This window comes from Streptomyces sp. NPDC087440, assembly GCF_044744005.1.
In the GTDB taxonomy this organism is placed as follows: Bacteria; Actinomycetota; Actinomycetes; order Streptomycetales; family Streptomycetaceae; genus Streptomyces.
Window position 1 is genome coordinate 33,487 of sequence record NZ_JBIUXN010000004.1, and the last position, 21,256, is coordinate 54,742.

19 protein-coding genes are annotated in these 21,256 nt (G+C 69.8%); all 19 read right to left on the reverse strand.

Translation table 11 applies throughout. From position 1 onward, the window contains the following. Positions 1-8: 8 nt before the first annotated feature. The 19 genes from atpA to lysA all read right to left on the reverse strand — a co-directional run bounded on the left by atpA (position 9) and on the right by lysA (position 21,248). Positions 9-1,604, reverse strand: coding sequence for a F0F1 ATP synthase subunit alpha (gene atpA, locus ACIO3O_RS11200; protein ID WP_401744549.1), 1,596 nt, complete (start codon positions 1,602-1,604; stop codon positions 9-11). Positions 1,605-1,737: 133 nt separating this feature from the next. Beyond that, positions 1,738-2,553 (reverse strand): F0F1 ATP synthase subunit delta, encoded by an 816-nt coding sequence (locus tag ACIO3O_RS11205; RefSeq protein ID WP_401744551.1) that lies wholly within the window; start codon positions 2,551-2,553, stop codon positions 1,738-1,740. After that, on the reverse strand, positions 2,550-3,092 hold the full coding sequence (locus ACIO3O_RS11210; RefSeq protein WP_401744553.1) for a F0F1 ATP synthase subunit B: 543 nt from the start codon (positions 3,090-3,092) through the stop codon (positions 2,550-2,552). The genes ACIO3O_RS11205 and ACIO3O_RS11210 overlap by 4 nt, the downstream gene beginning before the upstream one ends. 42 nt (positions 3,093-3,134) lie before the next feature. Then, entirely contained in the window at positions 3,135-3,392 is a 258-nt protein-coding gene (atpE, locus tag ACIO3O_RS11215; protein ID WP_189826685.1) for an ATP synthase F0 subunit C, read from the reverse strand. A 107-nt stretch (positions 3,393-3,499) separates the two neighbouring features. Next, complete coding sequence (gene atpB / locus ACIO3O_RS11220; RefSeq protein WP_401744554.1) at positions 3,500-4,309, reverse strand: F0F1 ATP synthase subunit A; 810 nt, start codon at positions 4,307-4,309, stop codon at positions 3,500-3,502. 228 nt (positions 4,310-4,537) lie between these two features. Further along, positions 4,538-4,975, reverse strand: a complete 438-nt coding sequence (locus ACIO3O_RS11225) for a hypothetical protein (RefSeq protein ID WP_189826793.1) — start codon at positions 4,973-4,975, stop codon at positions 4,538-4,540. A 279-nt stretch (positions 4,976-5,254) separates the two neighbouring features. Beyond that, positions 5,255-6,586, reverse strand: coding sequence for an MraY family glycosyltransferase (locus ACIO3O_RS11230; protein ID WP_401744555.1), 1,332 nt, complete (start codon positions 6,584-6,586; stop codon positions 5,255-5,257). Between the two features lie 129 nt (positions 6,587-6,715). Beyond that, positions 6,716-7,987, reverse strand: a complete 1,272-nt coding sequence (gene glyA, locus ACIO3O_RS11235) for a serine hydroxymethyltransferase (RefSeq protein ID WP_401744557.1) — start codon at positions 7,985-7,987, stop codon at positions 6,716-6,718. 135 nt (positions 7,988-8,122) lie between these two features. Continuing rightward, complete coding sequence (locus tag ACIO3O_RS11240; protein WP_401744558.1) at positions 8,123-8,770, reverse strand: protein-tyrosine-phosphatase; 648 nt, start codon at positions 8,768-8,770, stop codon at positions 8,123-8,125. Beyond that, positions 8,767-9,414: an L-threonylcarbamoyladenylate synthase gene (locus ACIO3O_RS11245; RefSeq protein WP_189826680.1), complete on the reverse strand. Its 648-nt coding sequence runs from the start codon at positions 9,412-9,414 to the stop codon at positions 8,767-8,769. The genes ACIO3O_RS11240 and ACIO3O_RS11245 overlap by 4 nt, the downstream gene beginning before the upstream one ends. Positions 9,415-9,464: 50 nt before the next feature. Next, a complete protein-coding gene (gene prmC / locus ACIO3O_RS11250; protein ID WP_189826679.1) occupies positions 9,465-10,310 on the reverse strand; it encodes a peptide chain release factor N(5)-glutamine methyltransferase in 846 nt (281 codons plus the stop codon). 45 nt (positions 10,311-10,355) lie between these two features. Next, positions 10,356-11,435, reverse strand: a complete 1,080-nt coding sequence (gene prfA / locus ACIO3O_RS11255) for a peptide chain release factor 1 (protein WP_401744560.1) — start codon at positions 11,433-11,435, stop codon at positions 10,356-10,358. A gap of 128 nt (positions 11,436-11,563) precedes the next feature. Next, the gene (gene rpmE / locus ACIO3O_RS11260; RefSeq protein ID WP_345228411.1) at positions 11,564-11,785 is read right to left on the reverse strand and encodes a 50S ribosomal protein L31; all 222 of its coding nucleotides are present in this window, start codon (positions 11,783-11,785) and stop codon (positions 11,564-11,566) included. Positions 11,786-11,958: 173 nt separating this feature from the next. Continuing rightward, positions 11,959-13,062, reverse strand: coding sequence for an LCP family protein (locus tag ACIO3O_RS11265; protein ID WP_401744562.1), 1,104 nt, complete (start codon positions 13,060-13,062; stop codon positions 11,959-11,961). A gap of 503 nt (positions 13,063-13,565) precedes the next feature. Beyond that, a complete protein-coding gene (rho, locus tag ACIO3O_RS11270) occupies positions 13,566-15,665 on the reverse strand; it encodes a transcription termination factor Rho (RefSeq protein ID WP_401744564.1) in 2,100 nt (699 codons plus the stop codon). A gap of 378 nt (positions 15,666-16,043) precedes the next feature. Next, on the reverse strand, positions 16,044-16,976 hold the full coding sequence (gene thrB / locus ACIO3O_RS11275) for a homoserine kinase (protein ID WP_401744565.1): 933 nt from the start codon (positions 16,974-16,976) through the stop codon (positions 16,044-16,046). A gap of 414 nt (positions 16,977-17,390) precedes the next feature. Then, on the reverse strand, positions 17,391-18,461 hold the full coding sequence (thrC, locus tag ACIO3O_RS11280; protein ID WP_401744566.1) for a threonine synthase: 1,071 nt from the start codon (positions 18,459-18,461) through the stop codon (positions 17,391-17,393). 6 nt (positions 18,462-18,467) lie between these two features. Next, positions 18,468-19,757 carry a homoserine dehydrogenase gene (locus ACIO3O_RS11285; RefSeq protein ID WP_401744887.1) on the reverse strand — a complete coding sequence of 430 codons (1,290 nt, stop codon included), beginning with the start codon at positions 19,755-19,757 and terminating at the stop codon, positions 18,468-18,470. Between the two features lie 99 nt (positions 19,758-19,856). Further along, on the reverse strand, positions 19,857-21,248 hold the full coding sequence (gene lysA, locus ACIO3O_RS11290; RefSeq protein WP_401744568.1) for a diaminopimelate decarboxylase: 1,392 nt from the start codon (positions 21,246-21,248) through the stop codon (positions 19,857-19,859). Positions 21,249-21,256 lie beyond the last annotated feature (8 nt).

Sequence of the window (21,256 nt, forward strand, 5' to 3'; positions counted from 1 at the left end):
TTCCGTCGTCACTTGGAGACGTTGACGGCCGGTGCGTCCTCGCCCAGGGACTTGCCGTCCGAGGTCTCGAACCGTCCCTTGAACGTGGTGATCGCCTCGGCAATGGACTGCAGGGTGTCGTCGGACATCTTCGCGCCCTCGGCGATCGAGGTGAGGAGCTCCTTGCGCTCGCGGCGCAGGTAGTCCAGCAGCTCGGTCTCGAAGCGGCTGATGTCGTTGACCGGGACGTCGTCCATCTTGCCGGTGGTGCCGGCCCAGACGGAGACGACCTGCTCCTCGACGGGCATCGGCTGGTACTGGCCCTGCTTCAGCAGCTCGACCAGACGCTTGCCGCGCTCCAGCGACGCCTTGGAGGCCGCGTCCAGGTCGGAACCGAAGGCGGCGAACGCCTCCAGCTCGCGGTACTGGGCGAGGTCCAGACGCAGTCGGCCGGAGACCTGACGCATCGCCTTGTGCTGGGCGGAACCACCGACACGCGACACCGAGATACCGACGTTGAGCGCCGGACGCTGGTTGGCGTTGAAGAGGTCCGACTCCAGGAAGCACTGGCCGTCGGTGATGGAGATGACGTTGGTCGGAATGAACGCCGACACGTCGTTCGCCTTGGTCTCGACGATCGGCAGACCCGTCATCGAGCCGGCGCCCATCTCGTCCGACAGCTTCGCGCAACGCTCAAGCAGACGCGAGTGCAAGTAGAAGACGTCGCCCGGGTAGGCCTCGCGGCCCGGCGGACGGCGCAGCAGCAGCGACACGGCGCGGTAGGCGTCGGCCTGCTTCGACAGGTCGTCGAAGATGATGAGGACGTGCTTGCCGTCGTACATCCAGTGCTGGCCGATGGCCGAACCGGTGTACGGCGCCAGGTACTTGAAGCCGGCCGGGTCGGACGCGGGGGCGGCGACGATCGTCGTGTACTCGAGCGCGCCGGCCTCCTGGAGCGCACCACGCACGGAGGCGATGGTGGAGCCCTTCTGACCGATGGCGACGTAGATGCAGCGGACCTGCTTCTTCGGGTCGCCCGAGCGCCAGTTGTCACGCTGGTTGATGATCGTGTCGACGGCCAGCGCGGTCTTGCCGGTCTGGCGGTCGCCGATGATCAGCTGACGCTGACCGCGGCCGATCGGCACCATCGAGTCGACGGCCTTGTAGCCGGTCTGCATCGGCTCGTGCACGGACTTGCGGACCATGACGCCCGGAGCCTGAAGCTCCAGGGCGCGGCGGCCCTCGGTCTCGATCTCGCCGAGGCCGTCGATCGGGTTGCCGAGCGGGTCGACGACGCGGCCGAGGTAGCCCTCGCCGACGCCGACGGAGAGCACCTCACCGGTGCGCTGCACCGGCTGGCCCTCCTCGATTCCGCTGAACTCGCCGAGGACGATCGCGCCGATCTCGCGCTCTTCGAGGTTCAGGGCGAGACCGAGGGTCCCGTCCTCGAACTTCAGCAGCTCGTTCGCCATGGCCGAGGGAAGACCCTCGATCTTCGCGATGCCGTCGCCGGCAACGCTGACAGTTCCGACCTCCTCGCGAGAGGCCGCGTCCGGCTGGTACGACTGGACGAAGTTCTCCAGTGCGTCCCGGATCTCCTCCGGCCGGATCGTGAGCTCCGCCATCTGGGTTCCCTGCTCTCCTTGTTGGGCCCGAAGTTTTCTAGGGGTCTGGGGTCGGCCCCCAGGAATCCTCTGCGGCCCAACCGGGCCGCTGGCAATGCGTGGTGCTGCGTACGTAATACGGGGTGGCCCGGCGTCAGCCGGCCATGCGGCGGGAGACCTCGTCGAGGCGCTCCGCGACCGTGCCGTTGATGAACTCGTCGCCGACGCGGACCTGGATTCCGCCGAGGACCGCGGGGTCCACGTCGAGGTTCAGGTGCATCTGGCGACCGTAGATCGTGGCGAGGGCGGCGCCGAGGCGCTGCTTCTGCTGGTCGGTGAGGGGCACCGCGGAGGTGACCTCCGCGACCATCCGGTTGCGGCGTTCCGCGGCCAGCTTGGAGAGGGACTCGAGTCCCGCTTCCAGGCTACGTCCACGGGGCTGCGTCACCAGACGGACGACCAGACGCTCGGTGACCTGCTCGGCCCGACCCCCGAGCAGGCTGCGGAGCAGCGAGCTCTTGGCGGCGGTGGTGGCCGCCTTGTCGGTGAGCGCGGAGCGGAGCGCGGCGTTCGAGGTGACGATCCGGCCGAAGCGGAACAGCTCGTCCTCGACGTTGTCGAGGGAACCGGCCTGCTGGGCAGCGGTGAGGTCTGCGGTGTTCGCCAGCTCCTCCGCCGTGTCGACCAGGTCACGCGACTGCGACCAGCGGGACCGGACCATGCCCTTGACCAGGTCGACGGCGGAGCCGTCCACCTGACCGGTGAGCAGCCGCCCGGCCAGCTCGGCCTTGGCCTCGCCGGACTGCGACGGGTCGGTCAGGACCCGGCGCAGCGAGACCTCACGGTCGAGCAGCGCGGTGACGGCGGCCAGGTCGCCGGCCAGCTTCGCCGCGTCGACGGACGGGGTGTCCGTCAGCGCGTCGAGGCTGCTCCGGGCGTTGCCCAGGGCCTCGCGGCTCGCGCCGTTCATCGGGCTGCCTCGGCCTTCTCCTCAAGCTCGCTGAGGAAACGGTCGATGGTGCGGCTCTGGCGGGCGTGGTCCTCCAGGGACTCGCCGACCAGCTTGCCGGCCAGGTCGGTGGCGAGCTTGCCCACGTCCTGACGCAGCGTCAGAGCAGCCTGCTTGCGGTCGGCCTCGATCTGGGCGTGACCGGCAGCGATGATCTCCTCGCGCTGCCGCTGACCCTCTGCGCGCAGGTCTTCCTTGAGCGCAGTGCCCTGCTCCAGCGCCTCCTGGCGCAGGCGCGCGGCCTCGTGGCGGGCCTCGGCGAGCTGAGCCTTGTACTGCTCCAGGACGCTCTCGGCTTCGATCCGGGCCTCATCGGCCTTCTCGATACCGCCTTCGATGGCCTCGCGGCGCTCTTCCAGAACCTTGTTGATGTTCGGGAGGAGCTTCTTGGCGAGGATGCCGAAGACGATGACGAAGGCGATCAGACCGATGACCAGCTCGTCGAGATGCGGGACCAGAGGATTTTGGGCTTCCTCCGCCGCAAGGAACAGAGCGTTCACATCAGTGCCTTCCGTGAAAGGTAGTTGGCTGTCGGTCCGGGCTTACTGGTAGACGAAGCCCATGACGATGCCGATGAGGGCGAGAGCCTCACAGAAGGCGAAGCCCATGATCTGGTTGGTGCGGATCAGGCCGGCGGCCTCGGGCTGACGCGCGAGGGCCTGGGTGCCGTTACCGAAGATGATGCCGACGCCGACGCCGGGGCCGATCGCGGCGAGGCCGTAACCGATGGAGGCGACGTTGCCGACGACGTTCTCCTTGGCACCGGCAGCGAGGTTGACAAGCTCGAGAGCAGCGGACATGCCGTTACTTCCTTCTCTTTCACGGACCGGTGGGGGTTGGCCACCGGACGTCTGTTGGTTCTTGGGGGCGGGCCGACCGTGTGCTGCCGGCGCCGGGTCGTGCTGGCTCAGTGGCCCTTGGCGAGTGCGCCCTGGACGTAGCTGGAGGCCAGGAGCACGAAGACGTAAGCCTGGACGGCCTGGATGAAGAGCTCGAAGACCGTCATCACCAGGACCATCACGAAGGACACGGTGCCGTAGGCGATGCCGATGCCGTTCATGAGGTACCAGGAGGCCAGGGTGAACATCACGATCAGCAGGTGACCGGCGAACATGTTCGCGAACAGTCGCACCGCGTGAGTGAAGGGGCGGATCAGCAGGTTCGAGAAGAACTCGATGACCACGACGAGCGGCAGGACCCAGCCGAGCGACTTGTCGTAACCGGTGATGTTCTTCCAGCCGCCGGTCCAGCCGTGCTTCTTGAAGGTCAGCGAGACCCAGAGCACGTACACGATCAGTGCGAGACCGGCCGGGAAGGCGATCAGCGACGGGACCGGGAACTGGGCCAGCGGAATGATGGACCAGATGTTCATGATCCAGATGAAGAAGAACAGCGACACCATCAGCGGGACGTACTTCTCGCCGTCCTTCTTGCCGATGATCTCGTAGACGATGCCGCGGCGGACGAAGTCGTACCCGGCCTCACCGATCATCTGGACCTTGCCGGGAACCAGCTTCGGCTTGTTGAAGGCGGCCCAGAAGAAGACGACGACGACGAGCGTGCTGAGCAGCGCCAGCAGCATCGGCTTCGTGAACTCGAAGCCCGCCACCTCGAACATCGGCTTGTACAGGAAGGTGTGGAGGCCCGGAGCCGGGAACCCGCATCCGGAGAAAATGTGGCAGCTCGCATCAAAGGCAAGCGTTGTGTCAGCACTCACCGCGGGCTCCTTCAGCGTGGCGCATAGGTACGGCAACCTCGTTGTGTCGGCGCGGCAGGAAGCCGCGGGTCGGCACTGGACTGGTGGTCTTGGAAAGCTGGGCGGGGCGGTTCGGCATCGAGCCTCGCGCTGGGACAGGCGTCAGCTCGAATGCCCGCGCCCGCAGTGCCGCAGTTGGCACCGGACGATAGCAGCATCTCGAACGCCCATTTATCCCGGCCCTACCCTTCACGTCGAAGACCCGGTCTTCTGAGGCTTCTCGGCCTCGGTCGAATCGGGGTCGACGTAGAGGATCTTTGCCTTCATGTAGGCGCGCGCCTGGGCGGCGACCCACACGAGGGTGACGGCGAGCAGTGTGAAACCGAACGCCTTGAAGTCGAACAGCTCTGTGCCCTTGAACACTGCCAGGAAGACGAACAGCAGCAGCAGTTGGAGCACATAGAGCAGGAGCCCCATGGCCTGGAAGAGCTGCGGCAGCCGCTTCGCGGTGCGCTGGAGTGCCACCAGCCCACCCCCCATGAAAACGAGCGATACCGCGGCGCCCACGAGTGCCCCGAGCGCACCTTCGCCGCCGCCGACCAGCGCGCTGACCAGGACGGCGACAGCGCCGACGGCAGCGGAAGGTACAGCGGTTCGAAGGAGTGTCCGGGCGTCGTTGGACGGCATGGCGGCAGCTCCGCTTTGCTTGGTGGGGGCAGTGGGTGTCGTCATGGACGAGCGTAAGCCCGGATCGAGAAGGGTCCTCGGGCCGCCGGACCGTCGCACCGCGGTCCCGCGGCTCTGTCGCCGGGTCTCGTGAACCGTATCACAAACTATTTGATGCAGTCTTTACCCGGAAAGTGTGGTTGCTGTCACACATGAGAGTGACAGCGCCCGTGTGTGCAGTGCATGCCGTCGCTTTGTCTGGTAATGGGCTCCGCTGAGGCAATCGTCAACGTGGAAAGCTCAGTTGAAACGCGAACGGGGGCCCACCGCGGTCGCGCCGTTGACGCCCGCCGCCACCGGTGAACGGTCCTCTTCGTCGCTTTCGTCGCTCTGTTCGCACGCCGTTCCGGCAGCCCCCTGAGCCCCCGTGGCGGCCCCGGCGGACGACGCCACCACCTGGGTCCGGCCGCGCCGGTAGCGGGGCGGCACGAAGGCCTCCATCCACCGCGGAGCACGCGGCGTGAAGCGCGGCAGGAGCAGCAGGACCAGGCCCAGCGCGCTCAGTCCGACGATGACCAGGACGATCCACATGCTGGCCGAGTGCACCGAGTAGGCGACCATGCCGAACGCGATCAGCGCCGACCAGAAGTACATGATCAGCACCGCCCGGCTGTGCGAGTGCCCGATCTCCAGGAGCCGGTGGTGCAGGTGTCCGCGGTCCGCCGCGAACGGCGACTTGCCCTGCCAGGTCCGGCGCACGATCGCCAGCATCAGGTCCGCGAACGGGATCGCGATGATCGTCATCGGCAGCAGCAGCGGGATGAAGACCGGCAGCATCGCGTGCGTCGCCGCGCGCTCGCCGCCGACGAACAGCCGCAGGGCGTCCGCGTCTACCTGTCCGGTGATGGAGATCGCGCCCGCCGCCAGCACCAGGCCGATCAGCATCGACCCGGAGTCGCCCATGAAGATGCGGGCCGGATGCATGTTGTGCGGCAGGAAGCCCACGCACATGCCGATCAGGATCGCCGCGAACAGCGTCGCCGGGGCCGCCTCCTCGATGCCGTACCGGAACCACATCCGGTAGGCGTACAGGAAGAACGCGGTGGCGGCGATGCACACCATGCCCGCCGCGAGGCCGTCGAGGCCGTCCACGAAGTTCACCGCGTTGATGGTGATGACGACCAGCGCGACGGTGAGCAGGTTCCCCTGCCAGGGGGTCAGCGACACCGCGCCGACGCCGGGGACCGGCAGGTACAGCACGGTCAGGCCCTGCATCACCATGACACCGGCGGCGATGAACTGGCCGCCCAGCTTGATCAGGGCGTCGATCTCGAACTTGTCGTCCAGCACGCCGATCAGCCAGATCACGGCGGCACCCGACAGCAGTGCCCGGGGTTCGTTGGACAGGTCGAAGACGCCGTTGAGGCTCTCCAGGTGGTCCGCCACCAGCAGACCCGCGCACAGACCGCCGAACATGGCGATCCCGCCGAGCCGAGGCGTCGGCTCCCGGTGGACGTCACGGGCACGGATCTCCGGCATCGCTCCGGACGCGATGGCGAACTTCCGCACCGGGCCCGTCAGCAGATAGGTCACCGCGGCCGTGACGCAGAGCGTCAACAGATATTCACGCACGGGCTGCCCCACAGTTGTCGCTGGCCATCTCAGCCCCACACCCTAGCTTCGCGGCCACGGGGTTGAGGACACTCGGGTGGCACGGACGGTTGCAGACCGCCCGTTCGTCCCCGGTAAGGACGAACGGATTCACCCTCGATAGGGGCCGTCCGGGTACGGCGGGAACCGCCTCGCCAGCTCGCGCACCTCTGTCGCAGCATTCCGCTCCCCCCTCAGGGCGAGCGCGAACAGCGCGACCACGCGCGCCATCTCCGCCTCGCCCATGCCCTGCGTGGTCACGGCGGCCGTGCCCAGCCGCAGCCCACGCCCCTCCCCGTACGGCAAGGCACACGTGTCGAGTACGATCCCGGCCGCCGCCAGCCGCCCCCTGGCCTCGCGCCCGTCCAGCCCCAGCGGGGCCGGGTCGACGGTGAGCAGGTGGGTGTCGGTGCCGCCGGTGGTCAGCGCGAGCCCCTCGGCCGCCAGCCCCTCCCCCAGCACCCGCGCGTTGGAAACCACCTGATGGGCGTAGGCGGTGAAGGCCGGCCGCGCCGCCTCCGCGAACGCGACCGCCTTCGCCGCGATCGTGTGCATCTGCGCACCGCCCTGGGTGAACGGGAACACCGCCCGGTCGATCCGCTCCGCCAGCTCCTCGCCGCACAGCAGCATCCCGCCGCGCGGCCCGCGCAGCACCTTGTGCGTGGTCGCGCAGACGACGTCGGCGTACGGAACGGGATTGGGCGCCGCTCCCCCCGCCACCAGCCCGATCGGGTGCGCGGCGTCGGCGACGAGATACGCGCCGACCTCGTCGGCGATCTCGCGGAAGGCCGCGTAGTCGGGGTGGCGGGGATACGAGATCGACCCGACGACGATCGCCCTCGGCCGGTGGCTGCGCGCCAGCTCCCGCACCTGCGCGTAGTCGATGAGGCCAGTCTCGGCGTCGACCCCGTAGCCGACGACGTCGAACCACCGCCCGGAGAAGTTGCTCGGCGCACCGTGCGTGAGGTGCCCGCCGGACGGCAGCCCCATGGCCAGCAGGGTGTCCCCCGGTGTGAGCAGGGCGGCGTACGCGGCAAGGACCGCCGCAGACCCCGAATGGGGCTGCACATTGGCGTGCGCGGCGCCGAACAGGCCCTTGGCCCGGTCCACGGCGATCCGCTCGGCGGCGTCGACGACCTCGCAGCCGCCGTGGTGCCGGGCTCCCGGGTACCCCTCCGCGTACTTGTTGGCGAGTACGGAGCCGAGCGCGGCCAGCACGGCGGGCGAGGTGAAGTTCTCGGCGGCGACCAGCTGGAGGCCGACGGCCTCCCGGTCCGCCTCGCCCCGCACCAGGTCCGCGATCTCGGGGTCCAGCCGCGCCAGGGCGTCGAAGTCGGCGCCCCGGTGCGAAGGGGCGGTCGGTGGCGCGTCGACGACGGGCATCTCGGGCTCCGGGCCTGCGGTGAGGGGACCTGAGGGGCGTGTCCCCCAATGTAGGCCCGGTACGCCGATGACGCCCGGCGTAGTTCTCCCGGGGTCCGCCGTTCTTCTCCCGGGATCCGTCGCGGTTCTCCCGGGTCAGTCCTTGCCCGGGACGCCCGTCAGAGCGGTGACGACCGGGTCCAGCGCGACCTGGATCTCCTCGCCGATGGAGCGGAAGAAGGTGATCGGCGCCCCGTACGGGTCGTACACCTCGTCCGCCTCCTCGCTGGGCGCCAGCAGCCAGCCGCGCAGCGCGGCCGCCGCCCGCACCAGCGCACGGGCCCGCTCCACGACCCCGTACTCGACCGGGTCGGGCAGGGTCAGCGGGTCTATGGCCCGCACCAGCCGGTTGAACTCCTTCAGGGTGAAGGTGCGCAGCCCCGCCGAGTGCCCCATGGAGATGACCTGCGCCCGGTGGTCCCGGGTGGCGGTGAGCACCAGGTCGGCCCGGATGACGTGCTCGTCCAGCAGCTCGCGTCCCACGAAGCCCGAGGCGTCCGCCCCGAAGTCCGCGAGGACGGCCGCGGCGTTGGCCTCCATGGGCGCGCCCTCGTGCCCCCACGTGCCGGCGCTCTCCACGACGAGTCCGCCGTACGAGGGGTCCTGGAGCCGCTCCCCCAGGGCATGCCGGGTCAGCCGCTCGGTGATCGGCGAGCGGCACACGTTGCCGGTGCTGACGTGGAGGATACGGAAGGTGGTCCCCGATATGCCTTCTGCTGTGCCACGCCCGTCAAGGGCGGTCAACTCGCCACCTCAAGATCGGGCACGACCTTGCGGAGCTCCTCCGCACTGAGCACTCCGGCGCGCAGCAGCACCGGCACCGGGCCGGTCACGTCCACGATGGAGGACGGCAGGTTGCCGGGGGTGGGACCGCCGTCCAGGTACACCGACACGGAGTCGCCCAGCATGTCCAGGGCGGCGTCGCAGGTCTCGGGGGACGGGTGTCCGGTGAGGTTGCCGGAGGAGACGGCCATCGGGCCGACCTCGGTGAGCAGCTCGATGGCGATGGGGTGCAGCGGCATCCGGATGGCGACCGTGCCGCGGGTGTCGCCGAGGTCCCACTGGAGCGACGGCTGGTGCTTGGCGACCAGGGTCAGCCCGCCCGGCCAGAAGGCGTCGACGAGCTCCCAGGCCTGCTCGGAGAAGTCCGTGACCAGGCCGTGCAGGGTGTTCGGGGAGCCGATGAGGACGGGGCTCGGCATGTTGCGGCCGCGGCCCTTGGCCTCCAGCAGGTCGCCGACGGCCTCGCTGCTGAAGGCGTCCGCACCGATCCCGTACACGGTGTCGGTGGGCAGGACGACCAGCTCGCCGCGGCGCACGGCCGAGGCGGCTTCGCGCAGACCGGTCTTGCGGTCGGTCGCGTCGTTGCAGTCGTATCGCCGTGCCATTTAACGGACCCCCTCGGGCAGGAACTTCTTGTTGTACGACATCGAACTGGTCACGGCATCGCCTTGCGGGCGGTGGCGAAGCGCGGCCGGTTGTTGAGGTCGGGGTGGTCCGCGGCGTCCGCCCAGCCCCGCTCCTCGGTGAAGATCCACGGGACCTGGCCGCCCTGGGTGTCGGCGTGCTCGATGACGACGACGCCGCCGGGGCGCAGCAGGCGGTGGGCGGTGCGCTCGATGCCGCGGATCAGGTCGAGGCCGTCCTCGCCGGAGAACAGCGCCATCTCGGGGTCGTGGTCGCGGGCCTCGGGGGCGACGTACTCCCACTCGGTGAGCGGGATGTACGGCGGGTTGGAGATGACCAGGTCGACCTGGCCGTCCAGCTCGGGCAGCGCGGTGCGCGCGTCGCCGTGGTGGAGGACGACCCTCGACCCGTCGACGTTCTTGCGGGTCCACTTCAGGGCGCCCTCGTCCAGCTCCACGGCGTGCACGCGCGAGCGCGGCACCTCCTGGGCCAGGGCGAGCGCGATGGCGCCCGATCCGGTGCACAGGTCGATGATGAGCGGCTCGACGACGTCCATGGCGCGGACGGCGTCTATGGCCCAGCTGACGACCGACTCGGTCTCCGGCCGCGGTACGAACACACCGGGTCCGACCTGGAGTTCCAGGTAGCGGAAGAAGGCGCGTCCGGTGATGTGCTGGAGCGGTTCGCGGGCCTCGCGGCGGGCGATGGCCTCCCAGTAGCGGGCGTCGAAGTCGCTGTCGGGGACCCGGTGCAGCTCTCCCCGCTTGACGCCGTGGACGAACGAGGCGAGCTCCTCCGCGTCGAAGCGCGGTGAGGGCACGCCGGCGTCGGCCAGCCGCTGGGTGGCCTGCGCCACCTCGGCGAGCAGCAGATTCATCCGGTTCCTCCGGCTTGCAGGGACAGCTGGGCGGTGGCGGAAGCCTCAGTTCGCGGCGGCGAGCTTGGCGGCCGAGTCGGCGTCGACGAGGGCCTGGATGACGGCGGTGAGGTCGCCGTCGAGGACCTGGTCCAAGTTGTACGCCTTGAAGTTCACGCGGTGGTCGGAGATCCGGTTTTCCGGGAAGTTGTACGTACGGATCTTCTCGGAACGGTCGACCGTGCGCACCTGGCTGCGACGTACGTCCGAGGCCTCGCGCTCGGCGGCCTCCTGGGCGGCGGCCAGCAGACGGGAGCGCAGGATGCGCATGGCCTGCTCCTTGTTCTGGAGCTGGCTCTTCTCGTTCTGGCAGGAGGCGACGACGCCGGTCGGCAGGTGCGTGATGCGGACCGCGGAGTCGGTGGTGTTGACGGACTGGCCGCCGGGGCCCGACGAGCGGTAGACGTCGATGCGCAGGTCGTTCGCGTTGATCTCGACCTCGACCTCCTCGGCCTCCGGCGTGACGAGCACGCCCGCGGCGGAGGTGTGGATGCGGCCCTGCGACTCGGTGGAGGGCACGCGCTGCACGCGGTGCACGCCGCCCTCGTACTTGAGGCGGGCCCACACGCCCTGGCCGGGCTCGGTGGCGCCGTTGCCGCCCTTGGTCTTGACGGCGACCTGGACGTCCTTGTAGCCGCCGAGCTCGGACTCGGTGGCGTCGATGATCTCGGTCTTCCAGCCGACGCGCTCGGCGTAGCGGAGGTACATGCGCAGGAGGTCGCCGGCGAACAGGGCGGACTCGTCGCCGCCCGCACCCGCCTTGACCTCCAGGATGACGTCCTTGTCGTCGTTGGGGTCCCGGGGGACGAGGAGGAGCCGCAGCTTCTCGGTGATCTCCTCGCGCTGCTTCTCCAGGTCCTTGACCTCGGCGGCGAAGTCGGGGTCGTCCGCCATGAGCTCGCGGGCGGTCTCGATGTCCTCGCCGGTCTGCTTCCAGGCCTTGTAGGTGCCGATGATCGGGGTGAGCTCGGCATAGCGCTTGTTGAGCTTGCGCGCGTTCGCCTGGTCCGAGTGGACCGACGGGTCGGCCAGCTTCTTCTCAAGATCGACGTGCTCGCCGATCAGGTCCTCGACCGCCTCGAACATCTTCGGGCTCCTGGGTTCGCTGTTTCGCTAAATCGCTAAGTAGTGAGGGTTGTGCGCCTGCGTCACGACAAAGCGCCGGTCCTCCCCCGCCCCGGTGGGGAGCGGTAAAGGACCGGCGCGATGACTCGCTACTTCGCGGCGGAGCCGGCCTTGCCGAAGCGGGCCTCGAAGCGGGCCACGCGGCCACCGGTGTCGAGGATCTTCTGCTTGCCCGTGTAGAACGGGTGGCACTCGGAGCAGACCTCGGCACGGATGGTGCCGTCGGTCAGGGTGCTACGGGTGGTGAACGACGCGCCACAGGTGCAGCTGACCTGGGTCTCGACGTACTCGGGGTGAACATCGCGCTTCAAGGTGACTCCTAGGTTTCGGGAGGGCGCCGGGTCGCATCCGCGGATTTGCGGGATACGTGAACCGGGGCCGACGGACCAGTCTGCCAGGGCTGGCCCGCGCTTCAAAATTCGAAGGTAATCGTCTCAACGGGGACGGGCCCCGAGGTATTCCGATCCTGCTCGGCCGCTTCCGCTCAGCCGCCGCTGACGATCTTCCCGGCGTCGCCCTTGTCGCCGGCCGAGCCCTCGGTGGCGGACGCGGGGATGGGCCGGTCGGCCCTGAGTGCCGCCCAGAGCTCCTGGGACTGCTTGTCCAGGGGTATGACGCGGTTGGGGTCCCGGGGGTCGTACTGGACGGGCAGCGTGACCATCTTCATGTCCTCGGCGCCGATGCCCTTGAGGCCGTTGGCGAAGGACACCAGGCTGGACACGGAGGCCAGGTCGTTGTCGGTGGTCACGGCCTTGGTGGCGGCGTCCCCGAGGTCGTACAGCTTCTTCGGGTTGGTGAACACCCCGACGTCCTTGACCTGGCCGATCAGGGCCTTCATGAACGCCTGCTGGAGCTGGATGCGGCCGAGGTCGGAGCCGTCGCCGATGCTCTTGCGGGTGCGGACCAGGCCGAGCGACTGCTCGCCGTTCAGCTGGTGGGTGCCGGGCGGCAGGTCCAGGTGGCTCTTGGAGTCCTTGATCGCCTTGTTGGTGGTGACCGGGACGCCGCCGAGCTCGTCGATGAGCTTCTTGAAGCCGGTGAAGTCGACCTCGACGTAGTGGTCCATGCGGATGCCGGACATCTGCTCGACAGTCTTCACCGCGCAGGCCGGGCCGCCGACCTCGTACGCCGTGTTGAACATCTGGCGCTCGGCCGCCGGGACCGTCGTCTTCCCGTCCTTGTCGGAGACGCACTCCGGGCGGGATATCAGGGTGTCGCGCGGGATCGAGACGATGCTGGCCTTCTTGTGGCCCTCGTACACGTGCAGGATCATCGCCGTGTCCGAGCGGGCGCCGCCCTCGTCGGTCCCGTACTGGGCGTTGTCGCCGTGCCGGGAGTCGGAGCCGAGGACGAGGATGTCCTGCGAGCCGTTGTCGACCTCGTCGGGGCGGTTGGCGCCGAGGGCGCCGTTGATGTCGACGCCCTTGAGGTTGCCGTCCAGCTTGACGTAGACCGCGCCGAGACCGGCACCGCCGACCAGCACCACGCCCGCGGCCGCCCATGCCAGGGTGGCGCCCTTGCGGCGCTTGCGCGTCGCCCGGCGTTTGCCGGTGGCCCGTATTCGGCTGCTCCTGCCGTGGTCGGTCATGCGCTCCTCAGTCCCTCGTGGATGCCCGCGGACCCCCTGCCGTGGTGGATCAGGCACGGTTTGTCGACACTTGTCAGACGTTGAATTACCCAGAAGGGTTGCACAGGGGGTTGGGGGCCCGGTGCGTGGCGGGGGCTGGTGGGCATGGTGCCGGATGGGTCTAAGAGGGGCTCTTATGTACGCTGAGCTGGGGGTTTTCGGGTACGGGGGTGGGGCGCCCGGCGCGGGGGCGGTGTGGGGGGTGTGGCACATGTCTCGGAGAGGTCACGGGCCTCGCGGGGGCGGGGGCGGGGGGGCTGCTGTTAACGCCGGACGGGCTGAGGTGCCCCTGAATGCCGCCCGAAGGGCAGGCATTCAGGGGCGCGGGGCTGTGTCGATGTGCGGCTCCGCCGCGTGGGCGCGACCAGCCACCCACGCACCCGCACGGAAACGGGGCGAGCCCGGGTGCCGGTCACCTTCACAGTGACCCGCACCCGGGCTCGTACGACCTGCCCCGAAGGGAACTAGTCGTTGCCGTTCCCGTTACCGGGCGTCGTCTTCGCGATCTGCATCAGGAATTCCGCGTTCGACTTCGTCTGCTTCATCTTGTCGAGAAGCAGCTCGATCGCCTGCTGCGAGTCCAGCGCGTGCAGCACGCGACGCAGCTTCCAGACGATGGCGAGTTCCTCCGCGTTGAGGAGGATCTCTTCCTTGCGGGTGCCGGACGGGTCGACGTCCACCGCCGGGAAGATGCGCTTGTCGGCGAGCTTGCGGTCGAGCTTGAGCTCCATGTTGCCGGTGCCCTTGAACTCCTCGAAGATCACCTCGTCCATGCGCGAGCCGGTGTCGACCAGCGCGGTGGCCAGGATGGTCAGCGAGCCGCCGTCCTCGATGTTGCGCGCCGCACCGAAGAAGCGCTTCGGCGGGTAGAGCGCGGTCGAGTCCACGCCACCGGAGAGGATGCGCCCGGAGGCCGGGGCCGCCAGGTTGTACGCACGGCCCAGGCGGGTGATGGAGTCGAGGAGCACGACGACGTCGTGGCCCAGCTCCACCAGACGCTTCGCCCGCTCGATGGCGAGCTCGGCGACCGTGGTGTGGTCCTCTGCGGGACGGTCGAAGGTCGAGGAGATGACCTCGCCCTTCACCGACCGCTGCATGTCGGTGACCTCTTCCGGACGCTCGTCGACCAGGACGACCATCAGGTGGCACTCGGGGTTGTTGACCGTGATCGCGTTGGCGATGGCCTGCATGATCATGGTCTTGCCGGTCTTCGGCGGGGCCACGATCAGACCGCGCTGGCCCTTGCCGATCGGCGCGACGAGGTCGATGATCCGGGTCGTCAGGACGCCCGGGTCGGTCTCCAGGCGCAGGCGGTCCTGCGGGTAGAGCGGCGTGAGCTTCTGGAACTCGGGGCGGCCGCGGCCGCTCTCGGGTGCCATGCCGTTGACGGAGTCCAGGCGCACCAGCGCGTTGAACTTCTCGCGGCGCTCGCCGTCCTTGGGCTGGCGGACCGCACCGGTGGTGTGGTCGCCCTTGCGCAGGCCGTTCTTGCGGACCTGGGCGAGGGAGACGTACACGTCGTTGGGGCCCGGCAGGTAGCCGGAGGTCCGGATGAACGCGTAGTTGTCGAGGATGTCCAGGATGCCCGCGACGGGGATCAGGACGTCGTCGTCGTTGACCTGCGGCGGGGCGTCGCTGCCGAACTCGTCACGGCCACGACGGCCACGGCGGTCGCGGTAGCGGCCGCGACGGCCTCGGCGGCCGCCCTCGAAGTCGTCGTCGTCCTGGGGACCGTTGTCGCGGTCGCGGTCGCGGTCGCGGTCACGGTCGCGGCCCTGGCTGCTCTGGTTGCCGCCACCGCCCTGGTTGCCGCCCTGGCCCTGGCCCTGACGCTGCTGGCGGCCCTGGCCGCCCTGCTCGTCGCCGCCCTTGTTGCCGCGGTCGCGGTCACGGTCGCGGCGGCTCTGGCGGTCCTGACGGTCGCCGCGGCCCTGGCGGTCACCGCGGTTGCCGCGGTCGCGACGGCCCTCGGCGTTGTCGAGGGACTGGTCGGCCTTGGCGTCGGTCTTGGTGTCCGTCTGCGCCTCGGCCTTGACCTCGGTCTTGACGTCGCCCTTGGGCTCGGACTTCTGGCGGTCCGTCACCTCGCTTGCGGAGGAAGCGTTTTCGGGGCTTCCGGCCGCTGCGGTGGCGCGACGCCGGCGGCGCTCGCCGGCCGGCTGGTCGTCGCTCGCGGGCTGGCCCGGGATGTCGATCTGCTGCTGGGCGGCGGCCTTCTCGGCCTTCGCCACGGGCTCGGCCTCCGGAGCGGCCTCGACGGTGCGGGCCTTGGAGGTGGCGCGGCGCTTCGGCTTGGCCTCGGCCGGGGCGCTCTTGGCCGGGGCGGAGCCGCCGCCTGCCTGCGTCTCCTTGATGACCTCGATCAGCTGGCCCTTGCGCATGCGCGCGGTGCCCTTGATCCCGAGGCCGGACGCGACCTGCTGCAGCTCGGCCAGGACCATGCCGTCCAGGCCGGTGCCGGAGCGGCGGCGCCGTGGGGCACTGCCGGTGGCAGCACCTGCGTCGGACGCATTGTCGACATTCTTGTCGGCAGTCACGCCCATCAGATCGGTGGTGTCGCTCACGAAGGGTCCTTCCCTGGAGCGGACGTCGGCCTGTCTGGCTCGGCGACCGGTTGTGCTGTGCCGGCGGTTCCCTAGGAAGAACCGTGCCGGGGCGGTGGTCCGCCGGATGTGGCGGAGAGATAAACGTGCGTGGGGTTCCGACCCGAAGTCCCCAGTTGCCCCCTCTGGGAAGAACGCGGGGTGTCGTGCCGGTTCCGGAGCGTGCTCAAAACTGCTCAGGCAGGCTGCTCAGGCAGTTTGGGGAGGCTCCCGGAAGAAGATGGTCCCGAAGGGGACACGATGCACCGCGCCGCAAGGGCGTCGGATGCAGACTTGAGATTAACACTACCGGCTCCAACAAACATTCCCCCTCTCTTCCACCGGCAATCGCTCACGGTCCTATTCGGACACGTCCTGCGGTGCGAGCGGAAGCACACTCGCCCCTGCGGCGTCGAGGTCGAGCCGTGCCGCGGCCCAGCCCTCGCCCGCCATCCGCACGACCTTGTCGGCCGCGTGGTCCTGGGTGAACGCCATGACCGTGGGTCCGGCGCCGGAGATGACGGCGGGTACGCCGTCCGCGCGCAAACGGGCCACCAGCGCGAGGCTCTCGGGCATCGCGGGGGTCCGGTAGTCCTGGTGGAGGCGGTCCTCGGTGGCGGGCATCAGAAGCTCGGGACGCCTGGTCAGGGCCTCGACGAGCAGGGCCGCGCGGCCCGCGTTCACAGCCGCGTCCACATGGGGGACCGTACGGGGAAGGAGACCGCGGGCGGCCTCGGTGAGGACGGGCGTGGAGGGCACGAAGACCACCGGAACGATGGAATCCGAGGGGTCCATGCTGATCGCGCGCGCCGCGCCGGAGTCCATCCAGGCGAGCGTGAAGCCGCCGAGGAGACAGGCGGCGACGTTGTCGGGGTGGCCCTCGATCTCGGTGGCCAGTTCCAGCAGGGCCGCGTCGTCCAGCTTGGCGTCGCCGCCTATGGTCACCGCGCGGGCGGCCATGATGCCCGCGCAGATGGCGGCGGAGGAGGAGCCGAGGCCGCGGCCGTGCGGGATGCGGTTGGCGCAGACGATCTCCAGGCCGCGCGGCTGCCCGCCGAGCACGTCGAAGGCGGTGCGCATGGCCCGTACGAGAAGGTGCCGCTCGTCGCGGGGCAGCGTGTCGGCGCCCTCGCCCGCGATGTCGATGTGCAGGCCGGAGTCGGCCACGCGCACGACGATGTCGTCGTACAGACCCACTGCCAGGCCGAACGCGTCGAAGCCGGGGCCGAGGTTGGCACTGGTGGCGGGGACGCGCACGCGCACGGCGGCGGCTCGGAATGCGGGACCGGCCATCGCTCGACGATCTCCTTGTGTGGCAGGGGGTTTGGTGGATGCTGCGACACCTGGGCCTGACGGCGGCAACACCGCGGCATATGCGGCGGGGCGAGTGTCGGTACAGCCTATCGAAGGAAGGTTCCATGGCGACATAGGGCGCACGTGTCGCTTGGGCGCGGGCGGGGGGGGTGGGGGTACGGGAGGGGCTTGCCCGTGCCGGGCGTGCGGGATGCCGGGGTGGGCCCGGTCCTGCCGGGGGCGGGTGGGGATGTGCGGGTCCGTTGTCGATGGTGGCGCAGTTCCCCGCGCCCCTGAGGCATGGCCCGCGCCCCAGCAGGGGGGTGCGGGCCGTGCCTCCTGCCGGGGGCGTGCGCGAGGCATGCACCCGGCGGTGGGTGCGTACGTCTGGCATGCCCCCGGCGGCGGAGCTTGTTACGCCAGGCCGAGCTTCTCCGCGGCGATGGCGGCGTCGACCGGGACGGCCGTGGCCGGGGGGGCGCCGGCGGTGGCCCACTCCGGGTCCTTGAGGCCGTTGCCCGTGACCGTGCAGACGATGCGCTGGCCCTTGTCGACCTTGCCCTCTTCGGCGGCCTTCAGCAGACCGGCAACCGAGGCGGCCGACGCGGGCTCCACGAAGACGCCCTCCTGAGAGGCCAACAGACGGTAGGCGGCGAGGATTTGACGGTCCGTCACCTCGTCGATGCGGCCGCCCGACTCGTCCCGTGCGGCGAGCGCGAAGTCCCACGAGGCCGGGTTGCCGATGCGGATCGCGGTGGCGACCGTCGAGGGGTCCTTGACGATCTCGCCGCGCACGATCGGCGCGGAGCCCGAGGCCTGGTAGCCCCACATGCGGGGAGTGTGCGTGGAGAGCTTGTCGGTCGCGTACTCCTGGTAGCCCTTCCAGTACGCGGTGATGTTGCCCGCGTTGCCGACCGGCAGGACGTGGATGTCCGGGGCGTCGCCGAGCGCGTCGACGATCTCGAAGGCTGCGGTCTTCTGGCCCTCGATGCGTACCGGGTTGACCGAATTGACCAGCGCCACCGGGTAGTTGTCCGAGAGCGAGCGGGCCAGGGTCAGGCAGTCGTCGAAGTTTCCGTCGACCTGGAGGATCTTGGCGCCGTGGATCAGGGCCTGGCCCATCTTGCCGAGCGCGATCTTGCCCTGCGGGACCAGCACGGCGCAGACCATGCCCGCGCGCACCGCGTAGGCGGCGGCGGAGGCGGAGGTGTTGCCGGTGGAGGCGCAGATGACGGCCTTCGCGCCCTCCTCCTTGGCCCGCGTGATCGCCATGGTCATGCCGCGGTCCTTGAAGGACCCGGTCGGGTTGGCGCCCTCGACCTTGAGGTACACCTCGCAGCCCGTGCGCTCGGAGAGGACCTGCGCGAGGACGAGCGGCGTACCGCCCTCGCCGAGCGAGACGACCGGCGTCGTGGCCGTCACCGGGAGCCGGTCCCGGTACTCCTCGATGATGCCGCGCCACTGGTGGGTGCCCTTGATGGTCATGGGTCCTTACTCCCCTTCAACACGCATGATGCTGGCGACACCTCTGACGGTGTCGAGCTTGCGCAGCGCCTCGACGGTCCCGGAGAGGGCGGCGTCGGGCGCGCGGTGGGTGACGACGACGAGGGAGGCCTCGCCGTCCTTCCCCGACTGGCGGACGGTGTCGATCGACACGTCGTGTTCGGCGAAGACCGTCGCGACCTGGGCGAGCACGCCCGGCTTGTCGGCCACGTCGAGGCTGATGTGGTACCGGGTGACGACCTCGCCCATGGGGCTCACGGGCAGGCGCGTGTACGCGGACTCGCCGGGCCCGGTGGACCCGCCCAGCTTGTTGCGGCACACGGCAACGAGGTCGCCGAGGACGGCGGACGCGGTGGGCGCGCCGCCCGCCCCGGGACCGTAGAACATGAGCTGACCGGCGGCCTCCGCTTCCACGAAGACCGCGTTGTACGCCTCGCGGACGGAGGCCAGCGGGTGGGTCAGCGGGATCATCGCGGGGTGCACGCGCGCGGTGACGGAATTACCGTCGGCGGCACGCTCGCAGATGGCGAGCAGCTTGACCGTGCAGCCCATCCGCTTTGCGGATGCGATGTCCGCGGCGGTGACCTCGGTGAGGCCCTCGCGGTGCACGTCGCCGATCTTGACCCGGGTGTGGAAGGCGATCCCGGCGAGGATGGCGGCCTTGGCGGCGGCGTCGAAGCCCTCGACGTCGGCGGTCGGGTCGGCCTCGGCGTACCCCAGCGCGGTGGCCTCGTCGAGCGCCTCGGAGTATCCGGCGCCGGAGGAGTCCATCTTGTCGAGGATGAAGTTCGTGGTGCCGTTGACGATGCCCAGGACGCGGTTGACCTTGTCGCCGGCGAGGGACTCGCGCAGCGGCCGCACCAGCGGGATCGCACCGGCGACGGCGGCCTCGTAGTAGAGGTCGCGGCCGTGCTTCTCGGCGGCGGCGTGCAGGGCCGCGCCGTCCTCGGCGAGGAGCGCCTTGTTCGCGGAGACGACGGAGGCGCCGTGCTCGAAGGCGGTGGTGATGAGGGTGCGGGCGGGCTCGATGCCGCCGATGACCTCGATCACCACGTCGATGTCACCCCGTTTGACCAGGGCGGTCGCGTCGGTGGTGATGAGCGCGGGGTCGATGCCCGCGCGGACCTTCGAGGGCTGCCGTACGGCGACACCGACGAGCTCGACGGGGGCGCCGATGCGGGCCGTGAGGTCGTCGGCGTGCGTCGTCATGATGCGCGCGACTTCCGAGCCGACCACACCACAGCCCAGCAGCGCCACCTTCAGCGGACGCGTACGCATCATCCGACCTCACTCCTCATACTTCTTACGGTGTTGACCAGTCTCACCCACCGGACGGGAGTTTCTATCCCCCGTCCAGCAGGTGAGACGTGTATTTCATCAGCCGACATCGAGCCGCAGGAGATCTTCCTCGGTCTCGCGCCGTACGATCACGCGCGCCCCGCCGTCCTTGACCGCGACGACGGGCGGGCGCAGGGCGTGGTTGTAGTTGCTGGCCATGGACCGGCAGTACGCACCGGTGGCGGGCACGGCGAGCAGGTCACCGGGGGCGGTGTCCGCGGGCAGGAAGGCGTCCCGTACGACGATGTCGCCGCTCTCGCAGTGCTTGCCGACGACTCGTACCAGCATCGGCTCCGCGTCGGACCGGCGCGAGACGAGGGCCACCGTGTACTCGGCGTCGTACAGCGCGGTGCGGATGTTGTCGGACATGCCGCCGTCGACGCTCACGTACGTCCGCAGGCCCTCCAGCGGCTTGACGGTCCCGACCTCGTACAGCGTGAAGGCGGTCGGGCCGACGATGGCGCGGCCGGGCTCGACGGAGATCCGCGGCGTCTTCAGCTTTGCTGCTTCGCACTCGCGAGTGACGATTTCGGTGAGCGCCTTGGCGATGTCCTGGGGCTCGCGGGGGTCGTCCTCGGAGGTGTACGCGATGCCGAGGCCGCCGCCGAGGTCGATCTCGGGCAGCTCGACGCCGTGCTCGTCGCGGACCTCGGCGAGCAGCTGCACGACGCGCCGCGCGGAGACCTCGAAACCGGCCATGTCGAAGATCTGCGACCCGATGTGGCTGTGGATGCCGATGAGCTCCAGGCCGTCCAGCTTGAGCGCCCGGCGCACGGCCTCCGCGGCCTGTCCCCCGGCGAGCGCGATGCCGAACTTCTGGTCTTCGTGGGCGGTGGCGATGAACTCGTGGGTGTGCGCCTCGACGCCCACCGTCACGCGGATCTGCACGCGCTGCCGCTTGCCCAGCTCCTGCGCGATGTGCGCGACGCGGACGATCTCCTGGAAGGAGTCGAGCACGATCCGCCCGACCCCCACCTCGACGGCCCGGCGGATCTCGCTCTCGCTCTTGTTGTTGCCGTGGAAGGCGATGCGCTCGGCGGGCATCCCGGCGTCGAGCGCGGTGGTCAGCTCGCCCCCGGAGCACACGTCGAGATTCAGCCCCTCCTCCTTGAGCCAGCGCACGATCGCGCGCGACAGGAAGGCCTTCCCGGCGTAGAAGACGTCGGCCTCGGTGCCGAAGGCGTCGGCCCAGGCGCGGCAGCGGGCCCGGAAGTCGGCCTCGTCCAGGAAGTACGCCGGGGTGCCGAACTCCTCGGCCAGACGGGTGACTTCGATCCCTGCGACACGTACGACACCGTCCTGGCCGCGTTCGACGGTGCGCGCCCAGACCTTCTCGTCGAGGGCGTTGAGGTCGTCGGCGGGGGCGGTGTAGTGGCCCTCGGGGAGGACGTCGGCGTGACGGGGCCCGGCGGGGTGGGCGGAACGGCTCATGGTTCTCT